The organism is Microbacterium oxydans, assembly GCF_000956525.1.
Lineage (GTDB): Bacteria > Actinomycetota > Actinomycetes > Actinomycetales > Microbacteriaceae > Microbacterium > Microbacterium oxydans_A.
The window spans coordinates 391274-408688 of sequence record NZ_JYIW01000024.1; the positions used below are offsets into that span (position 1 = coordinate 391274).

A 17415-nucleotide genomic window follows, 5' to 3' on the forward strand; every position below is an offset into this window, starting at 1 on the left:
ATGACACGTGTCATGCCGAGGAGATGACACTGCCCTCCGGCCTCGTCGACGCCGCTCGACGAGGCTGGAGGTATGAACAACTCCTCTGTTGACGGATCGGCGACGCGAGTCACCGCGCGGCCGGCATCCGTCGCCCTGACCGATGACCCCGTGGTACTCGAACTGCAGGCCGTCGAGCGCCACTTCGGCACCGGCGAGCGTCGCGTGCAGGCCGTCGACCGGGTGGATCTCGCCATCCGGCGCGGCGAGGTCGTCGCCCTGCTGGGACCGAACGGCGCAGGCAAGACGACGACGCTCGACATGCTGCTCGGACTCACCGAGCCCAGCAGCGGCAGCGTCCGGGTGCTCGGCGTCACCCCGGAGCGGGCCACCTCGAGCGGAGCGATCGGCGCGGTGCTGCAGACCGGTGGACTGCTCGGCGACCTGACGGTGGGGGAGACGGTCCGTCTCATCGCCTCGCTGTACGGCAGGGAAGCGCTCGGCCGGGTGGATGACGTCATGGCGCGAGCCGACCTCGATCACCTCGCCCGCCGTCGGGTGTCGAAATGCTCTGGGGGCGAGCAGCAGCGGGTGAAGTTCGCGCTCGCGATGGTGTCAGACCCCGACATCCTCGTGCTCGATGAGCCCACCGCGGGGATGGACGTCACTGCACGCCGGCACTTCTGGGACGTGATGCGCGCCGACGCGGACGCGGGGCGGACGATCATCTTCGCCACCCATTACCTCGAGGAGGCGGAGCAGTTCGCCCGCCGGACCGTCGTGATGCATCGCGGCACGGTCGTCGCGGATGCGCCGACGGCACTCCTGCGCGCCAGCCTGGGGGAGCGGACCGTCTCGGCGACGCTGGACACGGCATCCGATGAGCTCGTCTCGCTGCTGCGGAGCACCGACGGCGTGATCGATGTCCGGGTCGACGGGGATCGGCTCAGCCTTCGTGCCACGGATTCGGATGCCGCCGCCCGCCTGCTCCTCGATGCCGGCGCGCATGACCTCGAGATCGCCGCCCCCACGCTCGAAACCGCCTTCACGGCCCTGACGGAGGACTGACATGCTCGTCTCACCCACCATGCTGCGCATCGAAGGCGTCCGCCAGCTGCGCAACCCCTACACGCTCGCGTTCACGCTGGCCATGCCGGTCGCGATGTACCTGCTGTTCGGCGCCGGAATGGGCTACGGCACCCTGTCGGCCGGCAACGGGAACGTCTCGTTCTACGTGATGACCTCGATGGCCGCGTACGGCACGGCCGTCGCGATGAGCTCGCTGACCTCGCTGGCTGCGACGGAGGCCAAGCAGGGGTGGGGTCGCCAGCTCGCGATGACCCCGTTGACCACCCTCGGCTACGCGATGACCAAGCTGCTCACGTCCGTCGCGTTCGCCGCGCTGGCGCTGGTGGCGGTGTTCACCGCCGGCATGATGACCGGGGCCCACGTCGATGACGCCTGGCGCTGGGTCGCGACGGCGGGCATCGTCCTCGGCCTCGGCCTCATGTACGGACTGTTCGGGCTCGGCGTCGGGCTGTTCTTCAGCTCGGACTCGGCGGCGGCCCTCGCCTCGATCTCGATGACGTTCTTCGCGTTCTTCGGCAACGTGTTCATGCCGCTCGACGGGATGATGCTCGACATCGCCCGTTTCACGCCGCTCTACGGTTTCGTGGCCCTGAGCCGCTGGCCGCTCACCGAGGGGGTGCTCACGACCGGACAGACGGATCAGCTGTGGATGCTGTTCCTCAACGTCGCCGTCTGGCTCGCCCTGTTCGCGCTGTTGGTGATGATGGGCATGAAGCGCTCGCGGGCGCGGCAGTAGCGGCGGACGACGACAGTAGGTTGGACGGATGACGCAGCGATCGAAGCGAGAGACCTCGGAAGCATCCGGGGGCTCTGGCGACGTCTCTCGCGACGCGGCTCGGGATGCGGCGGGATTCGCTGCCGCGGGAGTGCCGCCGGCAGCGTGGGCGGCCCCTGGCGCCCGGAGCGCTCGTGCCACCGGCAAGGATCCGTGGGCGCGGTTCGGCTGGCTGATGGCCGTGATCTGGCTCGTCTTCCTCGTCTACCCGGTGATCGCACTGCTGCGATCCGAGGCACAGCTCGTGTGGGTGGTGGTCGGATGGGTCGCGCTCGTGGCATTCGTCGTGCTGTACGTCACCGGCTTCATGCACGGCATGCGCGGCGGCGGAGGCCTCGGGCGCACGCCGTCGACGCGGCAGTGGCTCACGTTCGTCGCCCTCATCGTGTGCGTCCTGCTCTCGGTGCCGGCGGAGGGCGGATCGGCGCTCAGCTTCCTCCCGTTCATCATGTCGTTCGCCTCGTACGGGCTCACCCGGATCTGGCATTGGATCACCACCGTCACCGCGGTCGCGCTCACGGCAGCCTGCGTGTTCCTGCTCCCTGGCGGCATTGACTACCTCTCGGTCCTGGCGATCGTCGCGCTGCTCGGTGCGGTGAACACCGTGTCGACGTGGCTCATCCTTCGTTCCGCCGAGGCAGAGCGGCTGGGCCTCGAACTGGCGACCAGCGAGGGGCGCGAAGCGGTGGCTCGCGACGTGCACGATCTGATCGGGCACTCGCTGACGGTCGTCGGGCTCAAGGCGCAGCTGGTGCGTCGGCTCATGGACTCCGACCCGGAGCGTGCCAAGGCAGAGCTCGCCGACATCGAGCGGCTCACGGCAGAGGCGATCGCCGGGGTGCGCTCGACCGTGTCCGGCGCCAGGGCGACCACACTCGTGGAGCAGCTGGCCTCATCGCGGGACTCGCTCCGTGCGGCTGAGATCGAGTTGCAGGTCGAGGGGGAGCCGAGCGCGCTGTCGCCGGTGCAGGCGATCACCGCGAGCTGGATCCTCCGAGAGGCCACGACCAACACCCTCCGGCATGCGCGTGCGCACTCGGTGCGAGTGCAGCTGTCGCCGGGCCGGATGGCGGTCGAGGACGACGGCGTGGGTATCGGCACGAGCGCTGGCGACGGAGTCGACGGCGGGAACGGCATTCGCGGTATGCGCGAGCGGGCTGCGGCGGCGGGGGCCGCGCTGGCACTCGGAGCGGCCGATGCCGATGGCGGCGTGGGGACGCGCGTGGAGGTGCGCTGGTGACCGCATCGGATGCCGCCGGCGAGATCAGCCTGCTGATCGCCGACGATCAGGCGCTCGTGCGCGGTGCCCTCGGGGCGCTGCTCGAACTCGAGTCCGACCTGACCGTGGTCGGCATGGCATCAGACGGGGCGGAAGCGGTGCAGCGTGCGGCCGAGCTGCGGCCGGACGTGTGCCTGATGGACATCCAGATGCCGGGTATGGACGGCGTCGAGGCGACGCGACGCATCCGTGAGGCGAGCCCTGCCACCCGGGTGCTGATCGTGACGACATTCGCGCGTCCCGGGTATCTGCGCGCGGCACTGGATGCCGGTGCGAGCGGGTTCATCGTCAAGGACACCCCTGCCGAGCAGCTGGCCGAGGCTGTCCGTCGAGTGCGGTCGGGGCTGCGGGTGCTGGATCCCGTGCTCGCCGCCGACAGCCTGTTCGACGGGGCGAACCCCCTGAGCGACCGTGAACGACAGGTGCTGCGGCTCGCGGCGGACGGGCGTGCTGCGCCGTCGATCGCCGCCGAGGTGTTCCTCTCGGCGGGGACCGTGCGCAACCATCTCTCTGCTGCGATCGGGAAGACCGGGGCTGCGAATCGGGCGCAGGCGGTGCGGATCGCCCTCGACAAGGGCTGGATCTGACGGCATCGCGGAACGGTCGTCTGCAGACCTGAACCGGCCTGGTGCGATGTCGGTGGCGCGGCGTACCGTGAACGCGGATGGGTCGACGGTGCCCACCAGGAGGAGTGCGCGATGGACTGGAAGATCGAACTCATCTTCGTGCCGGTGGCTGATGTCGACAGGGCGAAGGACTTCTACGTGAAGATCGGTTTCAACGCCGACCACGACCAGACGCCGGTCGAGGGGCTGCGCTTCGTGCAGATGACCCCGCCGGGCTCCGCCTGCTCGATCGCGTTCGGCACCGGTCTCGGGATCGAACTCGAGCCTGGGCAGCAGAACACGATCCAGGTCGTCGTGCCGGATGCCGATGAGGCGCTCGCGCACCTGCGCGGTGTCGGGGTCGAGGCGAACGGTGTGGAAGACCTCGACTGGGGCCGGTTCGTGACCTTCGACGACCCCGACGGCAACACCTGGACGCTGCAGCAGCTGCCTGACTACGGCGCCTGAGACGGGAGCGCGTCTGCGTCGTCTGCTGCCTCGTGGTCTGCGACGATCTCGACTTTGAAGCCGGCGGCGTTCTCGAGCCAGCCGGCGTAGTGCTGGGCGCCACCGGCGTGCGGATACCGCTCGCTGTACAGCTGCGCCCAGCCGTGGTCCGATGCGCTCTCCATGATCGCGTCGACCTCGGTGCGGGAGCCTCCGCGGAACGCCAGGTGGTTGAGGCCAGCTCGGCGGCGGTCGTGCACCGGATCGGACAGGTTCGGCGACAGCGTGAACGTCAGGTATGCGTCGCCCGCGGACCACGACTGCCCGTCTGGCCATTCGGAGTCCAGGACGAACCCGAGCTGCTGCAGCAGCCAGCCCCAGTCGGTGCGTGCCTCTGCGAGGTTCGCGATCCACAATTCGACGTGATGAAAACCTGGCATCGTCCGAGTCTGGCAGGTGATCGGAGCGCCAACGCGCACCTCCTGCAACGCACTGCCCGATGAGTTCGTGGAGCTACCCGGTGCATGCATGGTTGAGTCCGCGGACTGCCCGGTGAGCGTGTGGACTAGCCGGTGAGTGCGTGGACTATCCGGTGAGTGCGTGGGTGAGTGCGGGTTGTGGGGTGCGCCATCGGCGTGCGGGGTCCCACCAGGCGGGCCCGCGGACCTGCGGTGTGCCGTTGCCCATGCGGATCTCCCACCCTGATGTGTCGAGGGTGCGGTGATGGTGCCAACACAACGCGACACCATTGTCCGTATGTGTCGGTCCGCCTCTGGCGTGTTCGTGCACATGGTGGATCTCGCACCAGGACGCGCGCACGTGGCACCCGGGGATCAAGCATTCCTTGTCGCGGAGGGTGATCGCCCTGCGTTTGTGGGTGGTGAAGATGCGGTCGGTGGTACCGATGCCGATGATGCGGCCTTCGGGGTCGAACAGCACGCGTTGGATCGTTCCCCCACACGCGGTGTGCCGGGCGGTCGCGACAGAGACGGGGGTATCGACCCCGTCCACATGCGCCCACCCGCGACCGGTCGCATAGTCCTCCGCTGTCACCGACACGAGCAACGTCGGCGCCGCCCCACCCAGCTTCGGCGTCTCATCATGACGGGCGGCAATGCCGATGATCGCCGCGAACGCATCATGCTGCTTCTGCGGCCGGGTGCGGGTGTCGACCATCCCACCCGGATCACCCGACGGCAACACGTCATCATCACCCCGCTCATCACTGCCCCGCGCATACCCGCCACCCGCTGTGGTGGCATCCGCGGTGTCGCCGGATGGCACGAACCGCACCCCGGGCACCGGTGGCCCGTCGACTTTCGGGTTCAAGTACGCGTCGAACTGCCGTTGCAATGCTCCCGCGGTCTCGGGGAGCAGGTCACCGTGGATCGGGACCAGGCCATGCTTGGCAGGCCCGAACCGGATCCCCCGCCCACGCATCGCAAGCTCCTCCGCCGGCTCCGCCCCGTCGGGGTCGAGGTACGCCATGATCACCCGGGCATAGGTCCGCAGATCCTCCGGCGTCGCCGGCGGCCCGCTCTCCTGCGCAGCCGCATCCGGATCAGCGGGAGCATCCTCCTCGTCGACTGCGACCATCCCCCGTGCAAGTGCCGCGAGCTGGGCATCCGCCCGCCACCGCAACGCCTCACTCACCCGCCGTTGTGCGGCATCCACCGGGCCGACCGCCGCCAACAGTCCCGACACACCGATCGTCCCGTCCAGCAGCGCCTCCCGCAACCGTGGCCACCGCGCCTGCTGCCATCCGCCCGATGACAGGTCCACCTCCCGGAACACCGACGACGCGGCCTTCACCACCCGCCCCGCCCCGGACGCGTCCACTCGCAGCACCCGCTGCAACAACTCGCTCATCGTCCGGCATCCGAACAGCCCACAGAACGCCGGATCCCCCGACCCCGAAGGCCGAGCGGGCACCGACGCGACTGTCTCCACGACCACCGCATCCACCCGCTGCTGCGCCGCACCAGCGAGCCGCAACACCCGCATCTTCGCGTCATCCGACAGGAGACCGAACGCATCCTCGGACAGCACCAGATCCAGGTCGGCGACGACCCGCTCCAAGGCTTCCTCAGTGCTGTTCATACCTCCGATTCAACCCGGGACCACCGACATTCAGACCCCGAAAACCCCAGACCAAACCAATATTCCGGAATGCAATTGAACGGTGCCTCCCTCATTTCGTAACCGTCGCCCAGCTCTGCACCCCACCCCAGTTCACCCCGACGCCACTCCCCGGTCACGTGCGGCTCCTAGCATCGCGAGGCATTCGCACTTCGAAAGGACCTGCCGTCATGACCTCCGCTTTCCGCCGATCACGGAGGGGCCTGCTGGCACTCCTTGGAGCCGGCATCGCCCTCGCCGGCGGGCTCGTCGCCCCCGCAGCGTACGCAGCCGACTCCTCGCTCACACTCGACGCCGCCAGCATCAGCAGCGACCAGACCGTCACGATCTCGTTCGACGCCGGCGACGCCGTGCATGATCGCAACTGGGTCGGGATCTACCGCGACGGCGCGACGCCGGGTGGACCGGCATCCCTCGACTGGCGCTATGTGCCGCAGGCGAGCGGCGAACTCACCTGGGGGCCCTCGAACCGCGACGGCTGGAGCCGCAACACGGCCACGATCGATGCCGGCGAGTACGACGTCTACCTGCTCGAGGACGATGGCTACGGCGTGCTCGCCGGTCCGATCGACCTCACCGTGACCGCGGCCGAGACAGAGCCGCCACGACCGCCGGCAGTGCCGAAGCCCGAGGTCGACGGGGTGAGCGGACTCAACGTGCTGACCTTCAACGTCTGGCACGGCGGCACGCAGGTCGCCGACGGCGCGCAGCAGATCGCAGACGTCATCCAGCAGACCGACGCCGACGTCACCTTCCTGCCGGAGGTCGGTCAGGCCCCGCAGCAGGTCGCCGCGTTGCTCGGTTATCAGCACCTCACGGCGACCGACACCGGGATCGTGTCGCGCTACCCGATCGTGTCCACCGGCACGGTGGGGAAGTGGTGGTCGAAGGCCGTGATCGACGTGAACGGCACCGAGGTCGTCGTCTACGGCGGACACCTCGAGTACCGCTGGTACACGACCTACCTGCCGCGCGGCTACGGCGGCGAGATCCACGGCGACTGGCCTCCCGGATGGAACACCTGGAACAAGCTCGACGCCCCGGTCACGGATGTCGAGGCGATCCTCGCGGCGAACGAGCAGTCGGGACGCCCCGCGACCGCGGCCGACCTCGTCGCCGACATCGCCGCCGAGCGCGGAGCCGGTCGTATCGCGGTCGTCGGCGGAGACTTCAACGAGCCACCGGCGCAGGACTGGACGGCTGCCACCGCCGATCTGTTCGACCACAACGGCGTCGTGATCCCGTGGCAGACCACGCAGACCCTCCTCGACGGCGGACTGGTCGATGCGTTCCGCACCGTGCATCCGGACCCCGCCGCCAACCCCGGATTCACCTGGCCATCCGACAACGCGCTGTTCCCGACATCGTCGCTCACCTGGGCGCCGGAAGCCGACGAGCGCGACCGCATCGACTACATCTTCGCGACGCCCGATGCACGCCTCACGATCGACGGCGCATCGGTCGTCGGCCCGCAGTCGACGATCGTGCGGAACGAACGCGTGGTCGACGACAGCGCGGACGAGATCTTCACGCCGGATGCGGTCTGGCCGTCCGACCACAAGGCGGTCGTCGCGAACTTCAGCATCTGCGACGGCGGATGCTCCACGCCCGAGCCGGTCGAGCCCGTCGTGACGGTCGACGCGGCATCCGTCGCCGCCGGCGGTCAGGTCACGATCTCGGGCACCGGCTTCGGAGCGGATGCTGCGCTGCGGATCGAACTGCACTCCGACCCGGTCGTGCTCGGCACCGCGACGGCGGATGCTGCGGGCGCGTTCCGCACCTCGGTGACGATCCCTGTCGCCACCGAACCCGGCGCGCACCGCATCGTCGTGGTCGGCCCAGGCGACGTCACGGTCTCAGCAGCGCTCACTGTGACGGCAGCGGCCGATGGAGGCGTCGACACACCCGGCACCGGCGGCACGCCCGGCACCGAGAACGCCGGCACCGGCGGCACGGGCGCAAGCGGACAGACGGGTGCGAGCGATCCGCTCGCCGCGACCGGCGCAGACAGCATGCCGTTCGTCCTGACGGCGGTCGCGTTGCTCGGGGCGGGACTCCTGCTCGTCGTGCTGCGCCGCCGCCGAGGCGCGCAGTAGATCGCACACGAGCACCCACGCGCCGTGCAGGCCGACGAGTCACTGCGACCGTCGGCCTGCACGATGGCATGGAGGGTCAGCGACGGGTGAGCTCCAGCAGCAGCTCGGTCGCGCCGTCGGGGAACAGCACCTGTCGTCCATCGATGATGTCGGAGATCCGTACCCATCGCACCGGGCTGCCCTCGTCGAGCACGTGCAGCTCCGCGTCCAGCGCCACCGCATCCAGCGCCAGCGAGTTCACCGCGTAGATGTGCGCGATCTCATGCCCTGGCTCGCCCTCGTACGTGAAGATGTTCTCGCGGATGCCGAGCAGCTCGACCGCCTCGAGCTCCACGCCGAGCTCCTCCACGAACTCACGACGCAGCGCGTCGACGGCGAGTTCGCCGAACTCGATCCCGCCGCCGATCGCACGCAGGAACTCGAGATCCCGCGCGCGGTCCGTCCCGGACAACGCGAGCACGTGCCCGTCCTTGATCGGGAGGCCGACGGCGATGTTCCGGATGGCAGGCATCAAGGAAGGCTAGCCGACGAGCATCCGTCAGGAGTTCACGCGGATGATCTCCTGCTGATACGGAGCGATCACGTCGCCGGAGATGCGCAGGTCGAGCAGCAGGAAGCGGCGGGTGTCCGAGCTCTCGGCGGCCCACGACTCCAACCGATCCAGATCTTCGAGGGTGCGCACCACGACGCCCTCAGCCCCCACCGCGGCGCCGAACGCCGCGAAGTCGACCTCGGGGATGCGCATCGGTCCCTCGGCCAGGCCCTTCAGCCCGTAGAGGTTGACCTCGGCACCGTACGCGGCATCGTTCCAGATCACGGCCATGCCCCGACCGCCGGCAGCTCGCACAGCCGACTCGAGATCGGCGATCGCCATCAGACCGCCGCCATCGCCCGAGGTGAGGACGACGGTCGACTCCTGGCGCGCGAACGCGGCGCCGACCACGCTCGGCCAGCCCAGACCGATCGACTGGAACGCGGTGCCGATCATCATCATGCGATCCGGGGCGGCGACCGGCCAGTACATGTTCGCCCAGCCGATGAAGTGCCCGCCGTCGGAGACCACGACACGGTCCTCGGGGAGCAGTGCTGCGATGCGGAGCGCAGCCGAACGCGGGTCGAGGCGCCCGTCCGCAGCGAGCTCATCGCCCGCGTCATAGGCGCGGGCGGCTGCCACATCGACGCTCTCGCGCCAGGGCAGCGCGGAGCGCGATGCGACGCGAGCCACCAGGGCCTCAGCCGCGACCCGTGCGTCTGCCCGCACGAAGCCGCCGATGTGCGCATGCGTCGCCGCCGGCGCGATGTCGATCTGGAACACCCGGGTGCCCGGTGCGAACAGCTCGCCGAAGCGCATCGTGAACTGGTTCAGCGATGCGCCGAACACCACGGCGACGTCTGCCGTGCGGACGAGCTCCATGGCGCCATCGGCACCGAACCCACCGGTCACGCCCAGGTCGTACCGTGCGTCGGGGAACACCCCGCGTCCGAGCGCGGACGACGCCGTGAGCGCACCGGTGGCCTCGGCGAGGGCGCCCAGCGCGGTGCTCGCACCGGCCAGCCAGGCACCGCGTCCTGCCAGCAGGAACGGACGCTCCGCCTGCGACAGCGCGGCGGCGATCTCATCGAGCATCCCTTCCGCGAACTCGCCCTTCGGGGCCAACGGCGCGGGCACCCGAGGTGAGGGCGCGTCGGCGACCGGGCCGGCCTCGAGCGATGCGACGTCGTAGGGGATCGCCAGGACCACCGGCACGCGATACGTCAGGGCGTGCTCGATCGCGATCACGGTGGTGGCCGCGGCATCCGTCCGCCCGACGGTGTACGTGCGTGCGCCGACAGCCGAAGCGAGGGCGATCTGGTCGACATCCCACGGACGAGGGCCGGAGGTCGGCTCGTCGCCCACCACGAGAACGAGCGGCACGTGCGCCTGCACGGCTTCGGCCAGCGCGGTCAGGGTGTTCGTGAAACCGGCGCCGTAGGTCGAGGTGCCGGCGGCGATGCGTCCCGATGCGCGGAAGTGCGCATCGGCTGCGACGACAGCGCCCTGTTCATGCCGCACGGCGGTGAAGACGGCGTCGGTCTGCGTCTCGATCGCGTCGAGGAAGTAGGCGTTGCCGTTGCCCATCACGCCGAAGACGGCGTCGATGTGCTGGGCGAGGGTGAGCGCGACGTGCGCGGAGACGGTGGGCATGCGAAAGCCTTTCGAGACAGGGACGGAGAACCAGAGGATCCGTATGTGTCTCGCCTCAGCAGCCGTGCGGAGAGCTTCGTGCCCCTTTTTCGGGCACCGGCCTCAGAACGGCCGGACAGTCAGACTCTACCGCGCCTGATGCTGTCGCTGCGCCGACTTCACTCGGAAACATGGCGGAAACCGGGTGGGGGAAGTATCCCCTCATGGAGTCGCTGTTCAACGGATACACCTCTCGTCGATCGCCGGTGCGGAACGGACCGCAACCCTGGGATGAGATGTTCCCGGCGGAGGCGCTCGCGAGCGGCGCCGATGTGCGGCTCCCGTACAAGGACATGTACCCGGCGCTCGCCGGCATGGATGACGCCGAGCTGCGAGCCAGGACGGATGCACTGGCCAGCTCCTATCTCGCCCAGGGCGTGACCTTCGACTTCGCCGGGGAGGAGCGGCCCTTCCCGCTCGACGTCGTGCCGAGGGTGATCGCCGCGGACGACTGGACCTCGGTCGAGTCCGGCGTGAAGCAGCGCGTGCGTGCGCTCGAGGCGTTCCTGGCCGACGTGTACGGTCCGCAGCTCGCGGTGCACGACGGCGTGATCCCGGCATCGCTGATCAGCTCGTCCTCGCATTTCCACCGCCAGGCTGCGGGCATCGTCGGCGCGAACGGCGTGCGCATCCACGTCGCGGGGATCGATGTCATCCGCGACGAGAAGGGCGCCTGGCGCGTGCTGGAGGACAACGTCCGGGTACCGAGCGGCGTGAGCTACGTGCTCGCGAATCGACGGGTCATGGCGCAGACGCTGCCGGAGCTGTTCACCAGCCTCCGTGTGCGGCCGGTCGTCGACTACCCCGGCCGCCTGCTGCAGGCCCTGCGTGCCGCGGCGCCAGCGGGCGTCGACGATCCGACGGTCGTCGTGCTGACTCCCGGCGTCTACAACTCGGCGTACTACGAGCACACGCTGCTCGCCCGCATGATGGGCATCGAGCTCGTCGAAGGACGCGACCTCTTCTGCTCCGGCGGACGGGTGTGGATGCACACGACCGCCGGCCCGACGAGGGTCGACGTGATCTACCGCAGGGTCGACGACGAGTTCCTCGACCCGCAGCACTTCCGGCCGGACTCCGTGCTGGGCGCGCCGGGGTTGATGCTCGCGGCCCGACTCGGCAACGTCACCCTCGCGAACGCGATCGGCAACGGGCTCGCCGACGACAAGCTCGTGTACACGTATGTGCCCGAGCTCATCAAGTACTACCTCGGCGAGGATCCGATCCTGCCGAACGTCGACACCTGGCGGCTCGAGGACCCTGGAGCGCTCGAGGAGGTGCTCGATCGGCTCGACGAGCTCGTGGTGAAGCCGGTCGACGGCTCCGGCGGTAAGGGGCTCGTGGTCGGTCCCGACGCCTCGCGGGCGACGCTCGACGCGCTGCGCGCCAGTCTGCGGGCCGATCCTCGGGGCTGGATCGCGCAGCCGGTCGTGCAGCTCTCGACCATTCCCACACTGGTCGAGGACGGATTCCGGCCGCGACACGTCGACCTGCGTCCCTTCGCCGTGAACGACGGCACCGACATCTGGGTGCTGCCCGGCGGCCTGACGCGGGTCGCGCTGCCGGAGGGACAGCTGGTCGTGAACTCGAGTCAAGGCGGTGGTTCGAAGGACACCTGGGTGCTCGACCCTTCGCTGTTCACCGGGCCGACGACGACTGTCACCGGCATCGCCGATCCGGCATCCGATGAGGTCTCGCTCGCCACCGGCGCGATCGGGGTCGTGTCTCCGCCGCGCGAGGAGCCGCATCCGCCGTTCCTGTCGTCACCGCAGGACGAGGACCTCGAGACGCGTCACCACCAGCAACAGCAGCAACAGCAGCAGCAGGGAGCCGGGACATGCTGAGCCGCATCGCCGAGGCGCTCTTCTGGATCGGTCGCTACGTCGAACGGGCTGACGGCACCGCGCGCATCCTCGACGTGCACCTGCAGCTGCTGCTCGAGGATCCCTGGGTCGAGGAGGACACCGCCTGCCGTGCGCTGCTCTCGGTCATGGGCACCACGGCCGACGGCGACAGTGTGGTCGGTCGCGACGATGTGGTGCGGCTGCTCGCGCTCGACCGCGAGCACTCCGCCTCGATCGCGCACTCCATCGCCGCAGCTCGCGAGAACGCGCGGCGGGCGCGGGAGATCATCTCGACCGACCTCTGGGAGACCTTGAACGAGTCGTACGCGCGGATGCCGCGGTGGATCGCCTCCGACAAGACCCACCCGTTCTTCCGGTGGGTGCGGGATCGATCGGCGTTGGCGTTCGGCGTGGTCGACTCCTCGACGAGTCGCGACGAGGCATGGCAGTTCTTCGTGCTCGGCCGCTCGATCGAGCGCGCTGACATGACGGCGAGGCTGTTGGCGACCCGGTCGCTGACCGAGGCAGGCGGCCCGAGCTGGACGACGCTGCTGCGCAGCTGCGGAGCGTACGAAGCGCACCTGCGCAGCCATCGGGCGGTGCCGACCGCGGCGTCCGCTGTGGAGTTCCTGCTCGTCGACCGGCTGTTCCCGCGGTCGGTGCTGTCGAGCATTCTGCAGGCGGAGGAATGCCTGCGGGGAATGGACCCGGCCGGGGCGTTCGGTACGCCGGATCGGGCGCACCGCGTGCTCGGACGGTTGCGGTCCGAGCTGGAGTACCGACCGATCGGCGACACGGTGCACCGGCTGTCGGAGAGCATGGAAGAGGTGCAGGTGGGGATGTCCGTGGCGAGCGATGCGATCAGGGAGCGGTACTTCCCGTCGATCGCGATGCCGGTGTGGATCGGAGAGGCGCTGTGAGCCGGCTGCGGATCGTGCACCGAACCGGGTTCCGGTACGAGAAGCCGGCGACCGCGTCGTACAACGAGGCCAGGATGCTGCCGCACTCCCGCGAGGGGCAGTTCGTGCTGCAGGCGAATCTCGAGATCTCGCCGACCGCGACGCAGCACTCGTACGCCGACTACTGGGACACGCGGGTGTCGACCTTCGAGCTGCTCACGCCCCATCAGCTGCTGACGGTGACGGCGACGAGCGTCGTCGACGTGCGGGTGACGCCGCGGGCCAGGACATCGATCGACTGGGAGGAGCTCGCGGCACGCATCCCGCAGTCGCTCTCGCTCGCCGAGTGCGTGGTGCAGACCCCGGCGACGGCACCTGATGAGGAGATGCTCGAACTCGCGGCACGCATCAAGGGCGGCGGCGGCAGCGTCGAGGATGTCGCCTCCGAGATCTGCCGCACCATCGGCGAGGCGATGGAGTATCAGAGCGGCGTGACCGGGGTGAACTCCACCGCACGCGAGGCATGGGCCGCGCGGACGGGGGTCTGTCAGGACATCGCGCACGTCGCACTCGGGGTGCTTCGGGCGACCGGCATCCCGGCGCGGTACGTCTCGGGCTACCTGCATCCTGATCCGACCGCGTCGATCGGACAGCCGGTGATCGGCGAGTCGCATGCCTGGGTCGAGTGGTACTCGGGGGAGTGGCACGGCTACGACCCGACGAACCTCGCTGACATCGGGGAGTCGCACGTCTACGTCGGGCACGGCCGCGACTACACCGACGTGGCACCGTTGCGAGGCGTGTACGCCGGGCCGAGCGCCTCGGAGCTGTTCGTCTCCGTCGAGGTCACGCGGCTGGACTGACCCCGCTCCCGCGCCCCTCGTCCCCGCCCCCACTGCACGTGAGGGGTCAATACACGCCGCGCGCCGGCCGAGAGCTGCGGCGTGTTCTGACCACTCGGCGTGGATGCCGGCACCACTCGTATACAGGAGAATGAACCAGTGACTGATGCATCGAACGAGCGCGAGACGCTCACCTGGGACGGATTCGGCGCGGCGACCCGCGAACTCGCACGCACCATCGTCGACAGCGGCTTCGAGCCCGAGGTCGTCGTGGCGATCGCCCGCGGCGGCCTGCTGCCTGCGGGCGCCATCGCCTACGGTCTCGGAGCGAAGAACTGCGGCGCCATCAACGTCGAGTTCTACACCGGCATCGGCACGGTGCTCGACGCGCCGGAGGTGCTGCCGCCCGAGCTCGACATGGCCTACCTCGACGGACGCCGGGTGCTGCTGGTCGACGACGTCGCCGACTCCGGACGCACGCTCGCCCTCGCCGTGCAGCTGCTGCAGGACAAGGGTGCAGACGTGCGCTCGGTGACGATCTACACGAAGCCGACGACGATCATCCAGCCCGACTACGCCTGGAAGGACACCGACCTCTGGATCAACTTCCCGTGGTCGTTCCAGGGCACCGTGCGCGAAGAGGATCTCGGACTCGCGCCATCCGCGTGAACTGAGGCGCCGGGTCAGCCTCGCAGGAGCGCACGCAGCGTCTGGATCGTGTCGGCATCGGCGGCGGTCTTGTCGGGGCGGTAGTGCTTCACGCGGGCGAAGCGCAGCGCGATGCCGCCGGGATACCGCGGAGAGCGCTGCACGCCGTCGATCGCGATCTCGACGACGATCTCGGGACGAAGGAAGACGGTCGACGCAGTGCGGTGCGTCTCGTACTCGGGGAACCGCTCGGTCTGCCACTTCAGCAGCTCGTCGGTGAGGCCCTTGAAGGTCTTGCCGACCATGACGAACCCGCCGGGCTCGCCGAACTCTCCGGCGGGATCCGCAGCGCCGAGATGCAGGTTCGACAGCCAGCCCTGGCGTCTGCCTGATCCCCACTCCGCGCCCAGCACGACCAGGTCGTAGGTGAGCACCGGCTTGACCTTGACCCAGGACTTCCCGCGCCGGCCCGCCGTGTAGGGAGAGTCGATTGCTTTCACGACCACGCCCTCGTGCCCGGCAGCCAGCGCATCGCGGGAGAGCTGCTCGGCGGCGTCGGCGTCGGCGGTGACGATGCCGGGGATGCGCCACTCGCCGGCCACACGTTCGAGCTCGGCGAGGCGCGTGGCGAGCGGCTCATCGATGAGGTCGCGTCCGTCGACATGCAGGACGTCGAAGAACCACGGGCGAAGCAGGAGCTCTCGGGAGACATCTGCACCGAACCGAGACATAGTCTCCTGGAAGGGGCGGGGCCCGCCGTCTTCATCGAGCGACAGCGTCTCGCCGTCGAGGATGAGATCGTGCGCGGGGAGCGACCGCACGATGTCGACGAGCTCCGGTACGCGGTGCGTGATGTCGGCCAGGCTGCGCGTGTACACGCCGACCTCGTCGCCGTGCCGATGCACCTGGATGCGCGCGCCGTCGAGCTTGAACTCGACGGATGCCTCGCCCGTGACCTCGAGCGCGGCGGACGGCGTGGCGGCCGTGGACGCCAACATCGGCAGCACAGGACGGCCAACCGCCAGGCCGATGGCCTCGAGCTGTGCAGGGGATCCGGTCAGCGCGATGCGCGCGGTCTCGCCCAGGTCGCCCGAGAGCATCGCGGCACGTCGGACGATCGCGATCGGACGGTCGGCGGCGCGAGCGATCGCATCGAGGACGACACCGGACAGCGCACCGGTGCGCAGCTCGCCGAGCATGGACCTGGCGAGGAAGTCCCACTCCGCCGGGGTCGCCCGGTTCGCGAGATCGACGAGCAGCCCGGTTCGCACAGCCGCCGAACCGGATCCGGATGCCGCGGCCACGGCGCTGAGCGCAATGTCGACGTCGGCGACGGACAGCCCGGACTCCTGGGCGTGCACGACGTCGAGCGCACCAAGGCTCCGCCAGCCCACCCCCAGTCGTCCCTGACGCGGTGCCGCGAGCAGCAGACCGACGAGGGTCGTGATCTCGACTTCCTCGGCGCTGCGCAGCAACCGGGCGAGGGCATCGATCTTCGCCAGGCGTGAGGCCGTGGCGGCGACCTCTTCGGTCGTGGAGACGAGCTCTGAGAGCAGCATCCACGAATTGTCGCACCGGCCTCCGACATCATCGAGGGGCTTGCGCACGCCCCGGCTCAGCGTCCGCGGAACTCCGGCTTCCGCTTCTCCTGGAACGCCGCGAAACCCTCGCGGTAGTCGTCGGTGTCGCACAGCGCGGCCTGCGCGGCATTCTCGACGTCGATCGAGTCCCAGAGTGCAAGGCGCTCATCGCGGATGCGGGCGACGAGCTGCTTGCTCGCCAGGAACGCCGCTGTGGCTCCTCGTGCGGCGGCCGTCGCGGCATCCGTCGTCGCCTGCACGACCAGATCGTCGGGGAAGACGCGGGAGAACAGGCCGGATGCCACGGCCTCCGTGCCGGTCATCAGCCGACCCGTGTAGATGAGGTCGAGCGTCTTGTGCGCTCCGAGCCGATCGAGGAACAGGGCGTGCCCGCCCGAGTCGAGCGTCGCGCCGAGGGCGGCGAACGGGGAGCCGATCTTCGCCGACTCGGCCACGTACACGACGTCCGTCGCGATCAGCAGGCCGAGCCCGACGCCGAGGCATGCGCCGTGCGCGACCGCGAAGGTCGGCGCCGGGAACCGCGACATGCGCTGCAGCAGCGGCGTCACGACGCCACCGAGGAAGCCGATCACGTCGTCATCCCGCGGATCGACGTCGGAGATGTCCCGCCCGGCGCAGAACGCCCTGCCCTCGCCGCGCAGCACGAGTGCGCGGACACCGGCGGCTTCCGCCTCGGAGTACGCCGAATCCAGTCCGTGCAGCGCCTGCTCGTCGAGAGCGTTCAGCTTCGCCGGGGCGCGCAGCGTGATGTGCGCGACGTCTTCGGCGATGGTCAGGTCGATCATGCGGGGGTGTCCTTTCGTCGGGCCCTTCGACAGGCTCAGGGACCCATGGGGGAGTTCAGGGACCCAGGTGGGGCGAGTTCAGGGACCCAGGTGGGGAGCTCGGGGACCCAGGCGGGGCGAGTTCGGGGACCCAGGTGGGGCGAGTTCAGGGACCCAGTGGGGG

Annotated in this window: 16 protein-coding genes; 10 read left to right on the plus strand and 6 right to left on the minus strand. The window is 69.5% G+C overall.

What is annotated here, in order from left to right; all coding sequences use genetic code 11:
• Nucleotides 1-72 precede the first annotated feature (72 nt).
• From RS83_RS10275 to RS83_RS10295, 5 genes are all read left to right on the plus strand, one after another.
• Complete coding sequence (locus RS83_RS10275; RefSeq protein ID WP_045279384.1) at nucleotides 73-1047, plus strand: ABC transporter ATP-binding protein; 975 nt, start codon at nucleotides 73-75, stop codon at nucleotides 1045-1047.
• Nucleotide 1048: 1 nt separating this feature from the next.
• Nucleotides 1049-1804: an ABC transporter permease gene (locus tag RS83_RS10280; RefSeq protein WP_045279385.1), complete on the plus strand. Its 756-nt coding sequence runs from the start codon at nucleotides 1049-1051 to the stop codon at nucleotides 1802-1804.
• 28 nt (nucleotides 1805-1832) lie between these two features.
• Nucleotides 1833-3083 (plus strand): sensor histidine kinase, encoded by a 1251-nt coding sequence (locus RS83_RS10285; protein WP_082071626.1) that lies wholly within the window; start codon nucleotides 1833-1835, stop codon nucleotides 3081-3083.
• A complete protein-coding gene (locus RS83_RS10290; RefSeq protein ID WP_082071627.1) occupies nucleotides 3080-3709 on the plus strand; it encodes a response regulator transcription factor in 630 nt (209 codons plus the stop codon). The genes RS83_RS10285 and RS83_RS10290 overlap by 4 nt, the downstream gene beginning before the upstream one ends.
• A gap of 111 nt (nucleotides 3710-3820) precedes the next feature.
• Entirely contained in the window at nucleotides 3821-4195 is a 375-nt protein-coding gene (locus RS83_RS10295) for a VOC family protein (RefSeq protein ID WP_045279386.1), read from the plus strand.
• Here the strand turns inward: RS83_RS10295 and RS83_RS10300 are convergent.
• Together RS83_RS10300 and RS83_RS10305 are read right to left on the minus strand one after the other, a co-directional pair.
• Nucleotides 4183-4614, minus strand: a complete 432-nt coding sequence (locus RS83_RS10300) for a VOC family protein (protein WP_045279387.1) — start codon at nucleotides 4612-4614, stop codon at nucleotides 4183-4185. The two genes, RS83_RS10295 and RS83_RS10300, sit on opposite strands and share 13 nt — an antisense overlap.
• Nucleotides 4615-4759: 145 nt before the next feature.
• Entirely contained in the window at nucleotides 4760-6274 is a 1515-nt protein-coding gene (locus RS83_RS10305) for an HNH endonuclease signature motif containing protein (protein WP_045279388.1), read from the minus strand.
• A 209-nt stretch (nucleotides 6275-6483) separates the two neighbouring features.
• Between RS83_RS10305 and RS83_RS18785 the strand changes: the two genes are divergently transcribed.
• A complete protein-coding gene (locus RS83_RS18785; protein ID WP_052679061.1) occupies nucleotides 6484-8409 on the plus strand; it encodes an endonuclease/exonuclease/phosphatase family protein in 1926 nt (641 codons plus the stop codon).
• A gap of 76 nt (nucleotides 8410-8485) precedes the next feature.
• On the opposite strand, the gene RS83_RS10315 is transcribed toward RS83_RS18785, so the two are convergent.
• Together RS83_RS10315 and RS83_RS10320 are read right to left on the minus strand one after the other, a co-directional pair.
• Entirely contained in the window at nucleotides 8486-8920 is a 435-nt protein-coding gene (locus RS83_RS10315) for an NUDIX domain-containing protein (RefSeq protein ID WP_045279389.1), read from the minus strand.
• 27 nt (nucleotides 8921-8947) lie between these two features.
• Nucleotides 8948-10594 (minus strand): thiamine pyrophosphate-binding protein, encoded by a 1647-nt coding sequence (locus RS83_RS10320; RefSeq protein ID WP_045279390.1) that lies wholly within the window; start codon nucleotides 10592-10594, stop codon nucleotides 8948-8950.
• 203 nt (nucleotides 10595-10797) lie between these two features.
• Between RS83_RS10320 and RS83_RS10325 the strand changes: the two genes are divergently transcribed.
• From RS83_RS10325 to RS83_RS10340, 4 genes are all read left to right on the plus strand, one after another.
• Nucleotides 10798-12477, plus strand: a complete 1680-nt coding sequence (locus tag RS83_RS10325; RefSeq protein ID WP_045279391.1) for a circularly permuted type 2 ATP-grasp protein — start codon at nucleotides 10798-10800, stop codon at nucleotides 12475-12477.
• Nucleotides 12471-13397 (plus strand): alpha-E domain-containing protein, encoded by a 927-nt coding sequence (locus RS83_RS10330; RefSeq protein WP_045279392.1) that lies wholly within the window; start codon nucleotides 12471-12473, stop codon nucleotides 13395-13397. Before RS83_RS10325 ends, RS83_RS10330 begins: the two co-directional genes overlap by 7 nt.
• Nucleotides 13394-14239 carry a transglutaminase family protein gene (locus RS83_RS10335; RefSeq protein WP_045279393.1) on the plus strand — a complete coding sequence of 282 codons (846 nt, stop codon included), beginning with the start codon at nucleotides 13394-13396 and terminating at the stop codon, nucleotides 14237-14239. The genes RS83_RS10330 and RS83_RS10335 overlap by 4 nt, the downstream gene beginning before the upstream one ends.
• Nucleotides 14240-14377: 138 nt before the next feature.
• A complete protein-coding gene (locus tag RS83_RS10340; protein ID WP_045279394.1) occupies nucleotides 14378-14887 on the plus strand; it encodes a phosphoribosyltransferase in 510 nt (169 codons plus the stop codon).
• Between the two features lie 14 nt (nucleotides 14888-14901).
• On the opposite strand, the gene RS83_RS10345 is transcribed toward RS83_RS10340, so the two are convergent.
• Nucleotides 14902-16425 carry an ATP-dependent DNA ligase gene (locus RS83_RS10345; protein WP_045279395.1) on the minus strand — a complete coding sequence of 508 codons (1524 nt, stop codon included), beginning with the start codon at nucleotides 16423-16425 and terminating at the stop codon, nucleotides 14902-14904.
• 56 nt (nucleotides 16426-16481) lie between these two features.
• A complete protein-coding gene (locus RS83_RS10350) occupies nucleotides 16482-17252 on the minus strand; it encodes an enoyl-CoA hydratase/isomerase family protein (protein ID WP_045279396.1) in 771 nt (256 codons plus the stop codon).
• Nucleotides 17253-17415: the final 163 nt, after the last annotated feature.

Excerpts from the sequence above, each read along its gene's own strand:
- RS83_RS10275 (WP_045279384.1), top strand. The coding sequence starts at position 73 with ATGAACAACTCCTCTGTTGACGGATCGGCGACGCGAGTCACCGCGCGG.
- RS83_RS10280 (WP_045279385.1), top strand. The coding sequence starts at position 1,049 with ATGCTCGTCTCACCCACCATGCTGCGCATCGAAGGCGTCCGCCAGCTG.
- RS83_RS10285 (WP_082071626.1), top strand. The coding sequence starts at position 1,833 with ATGACGCAGCGATCGAAGCGAGAGACCTCGGAAGCATCCGGGGGCTCT.
- RS83_RS10295 (WP_045279386.1), top strand. The coding sequence starts at position 3,821 with ATGGACTGGAAGATCGAACTCATCTTCGTGCCGGTGGCTGATGTCGAC.
- RS83_RS10300 (WP_045279387.1), bottom strand. The coding sequence starts at position 4,614 with ATGCCAGGTTTTCATCACGTCGAATTGTGGATCGCGAACCTCGCAGAG.
- RS83_RS10305 (WP_045279388.1), bottom strand. The coding sequence starts at position 6,274 with ATGAACAGCACTGAGGAAGCCTTGGAGCGGGTCGTCGCCGACCTGGAT.
- RS83_RS18785 (WP_052679061.1), top strand. The coding sequence starts at position 6,484 with ATGACCTCCGCTTTCCGCCGATCACGGAGGGGCCTGCTGGCACTCCTT.
- RS83_RS10315 (WP_045279389.1), bottom strand. The coding sequence starts at position 8,920 with ATGCCTGCCATCCGGAACATCGCCGTCGGCCTCCCGATCAAGGACGGG.
- RS83_RS10320 (WP_045279390.1), bottom strand. The coding sequence starts at position 10,594 with ATGCCCACCGTCTCCGCGCACGTCGCGCTCACCCTCGCCCAGCACATC.
- RS83_RS10325 (WP_045279391.1), top strand. The coding sequence starts at position 10,798 with ATGGAGTCGCTGTTCAACGGATACACCTCTCGTCGATCGCCGGTGCGG.
- RS83_RS10330 (WP_045279392.1), top strand. The coding sequence starts at position 12,471 with ATGCTGAGCCGCATCGCCGAGGCGCTCTTCTGGATCGGTCGCTACGTC.
- RS83_RS10345 (WP_045279395.1), bottom strand. The coding sequence starts at position 16,425 with ATGCTGCTCTCAGAGCTCGTCTCCACGACCGAAGAGGTCGCCGCCACG.
- RS83_RS10350 (WP_045279396.1), bottom strand. The coding sequence starts at position 17,252 with ATGATCGACCTGACCATCGCCGAAGACGTCGCGCACATCACGCTGCGC.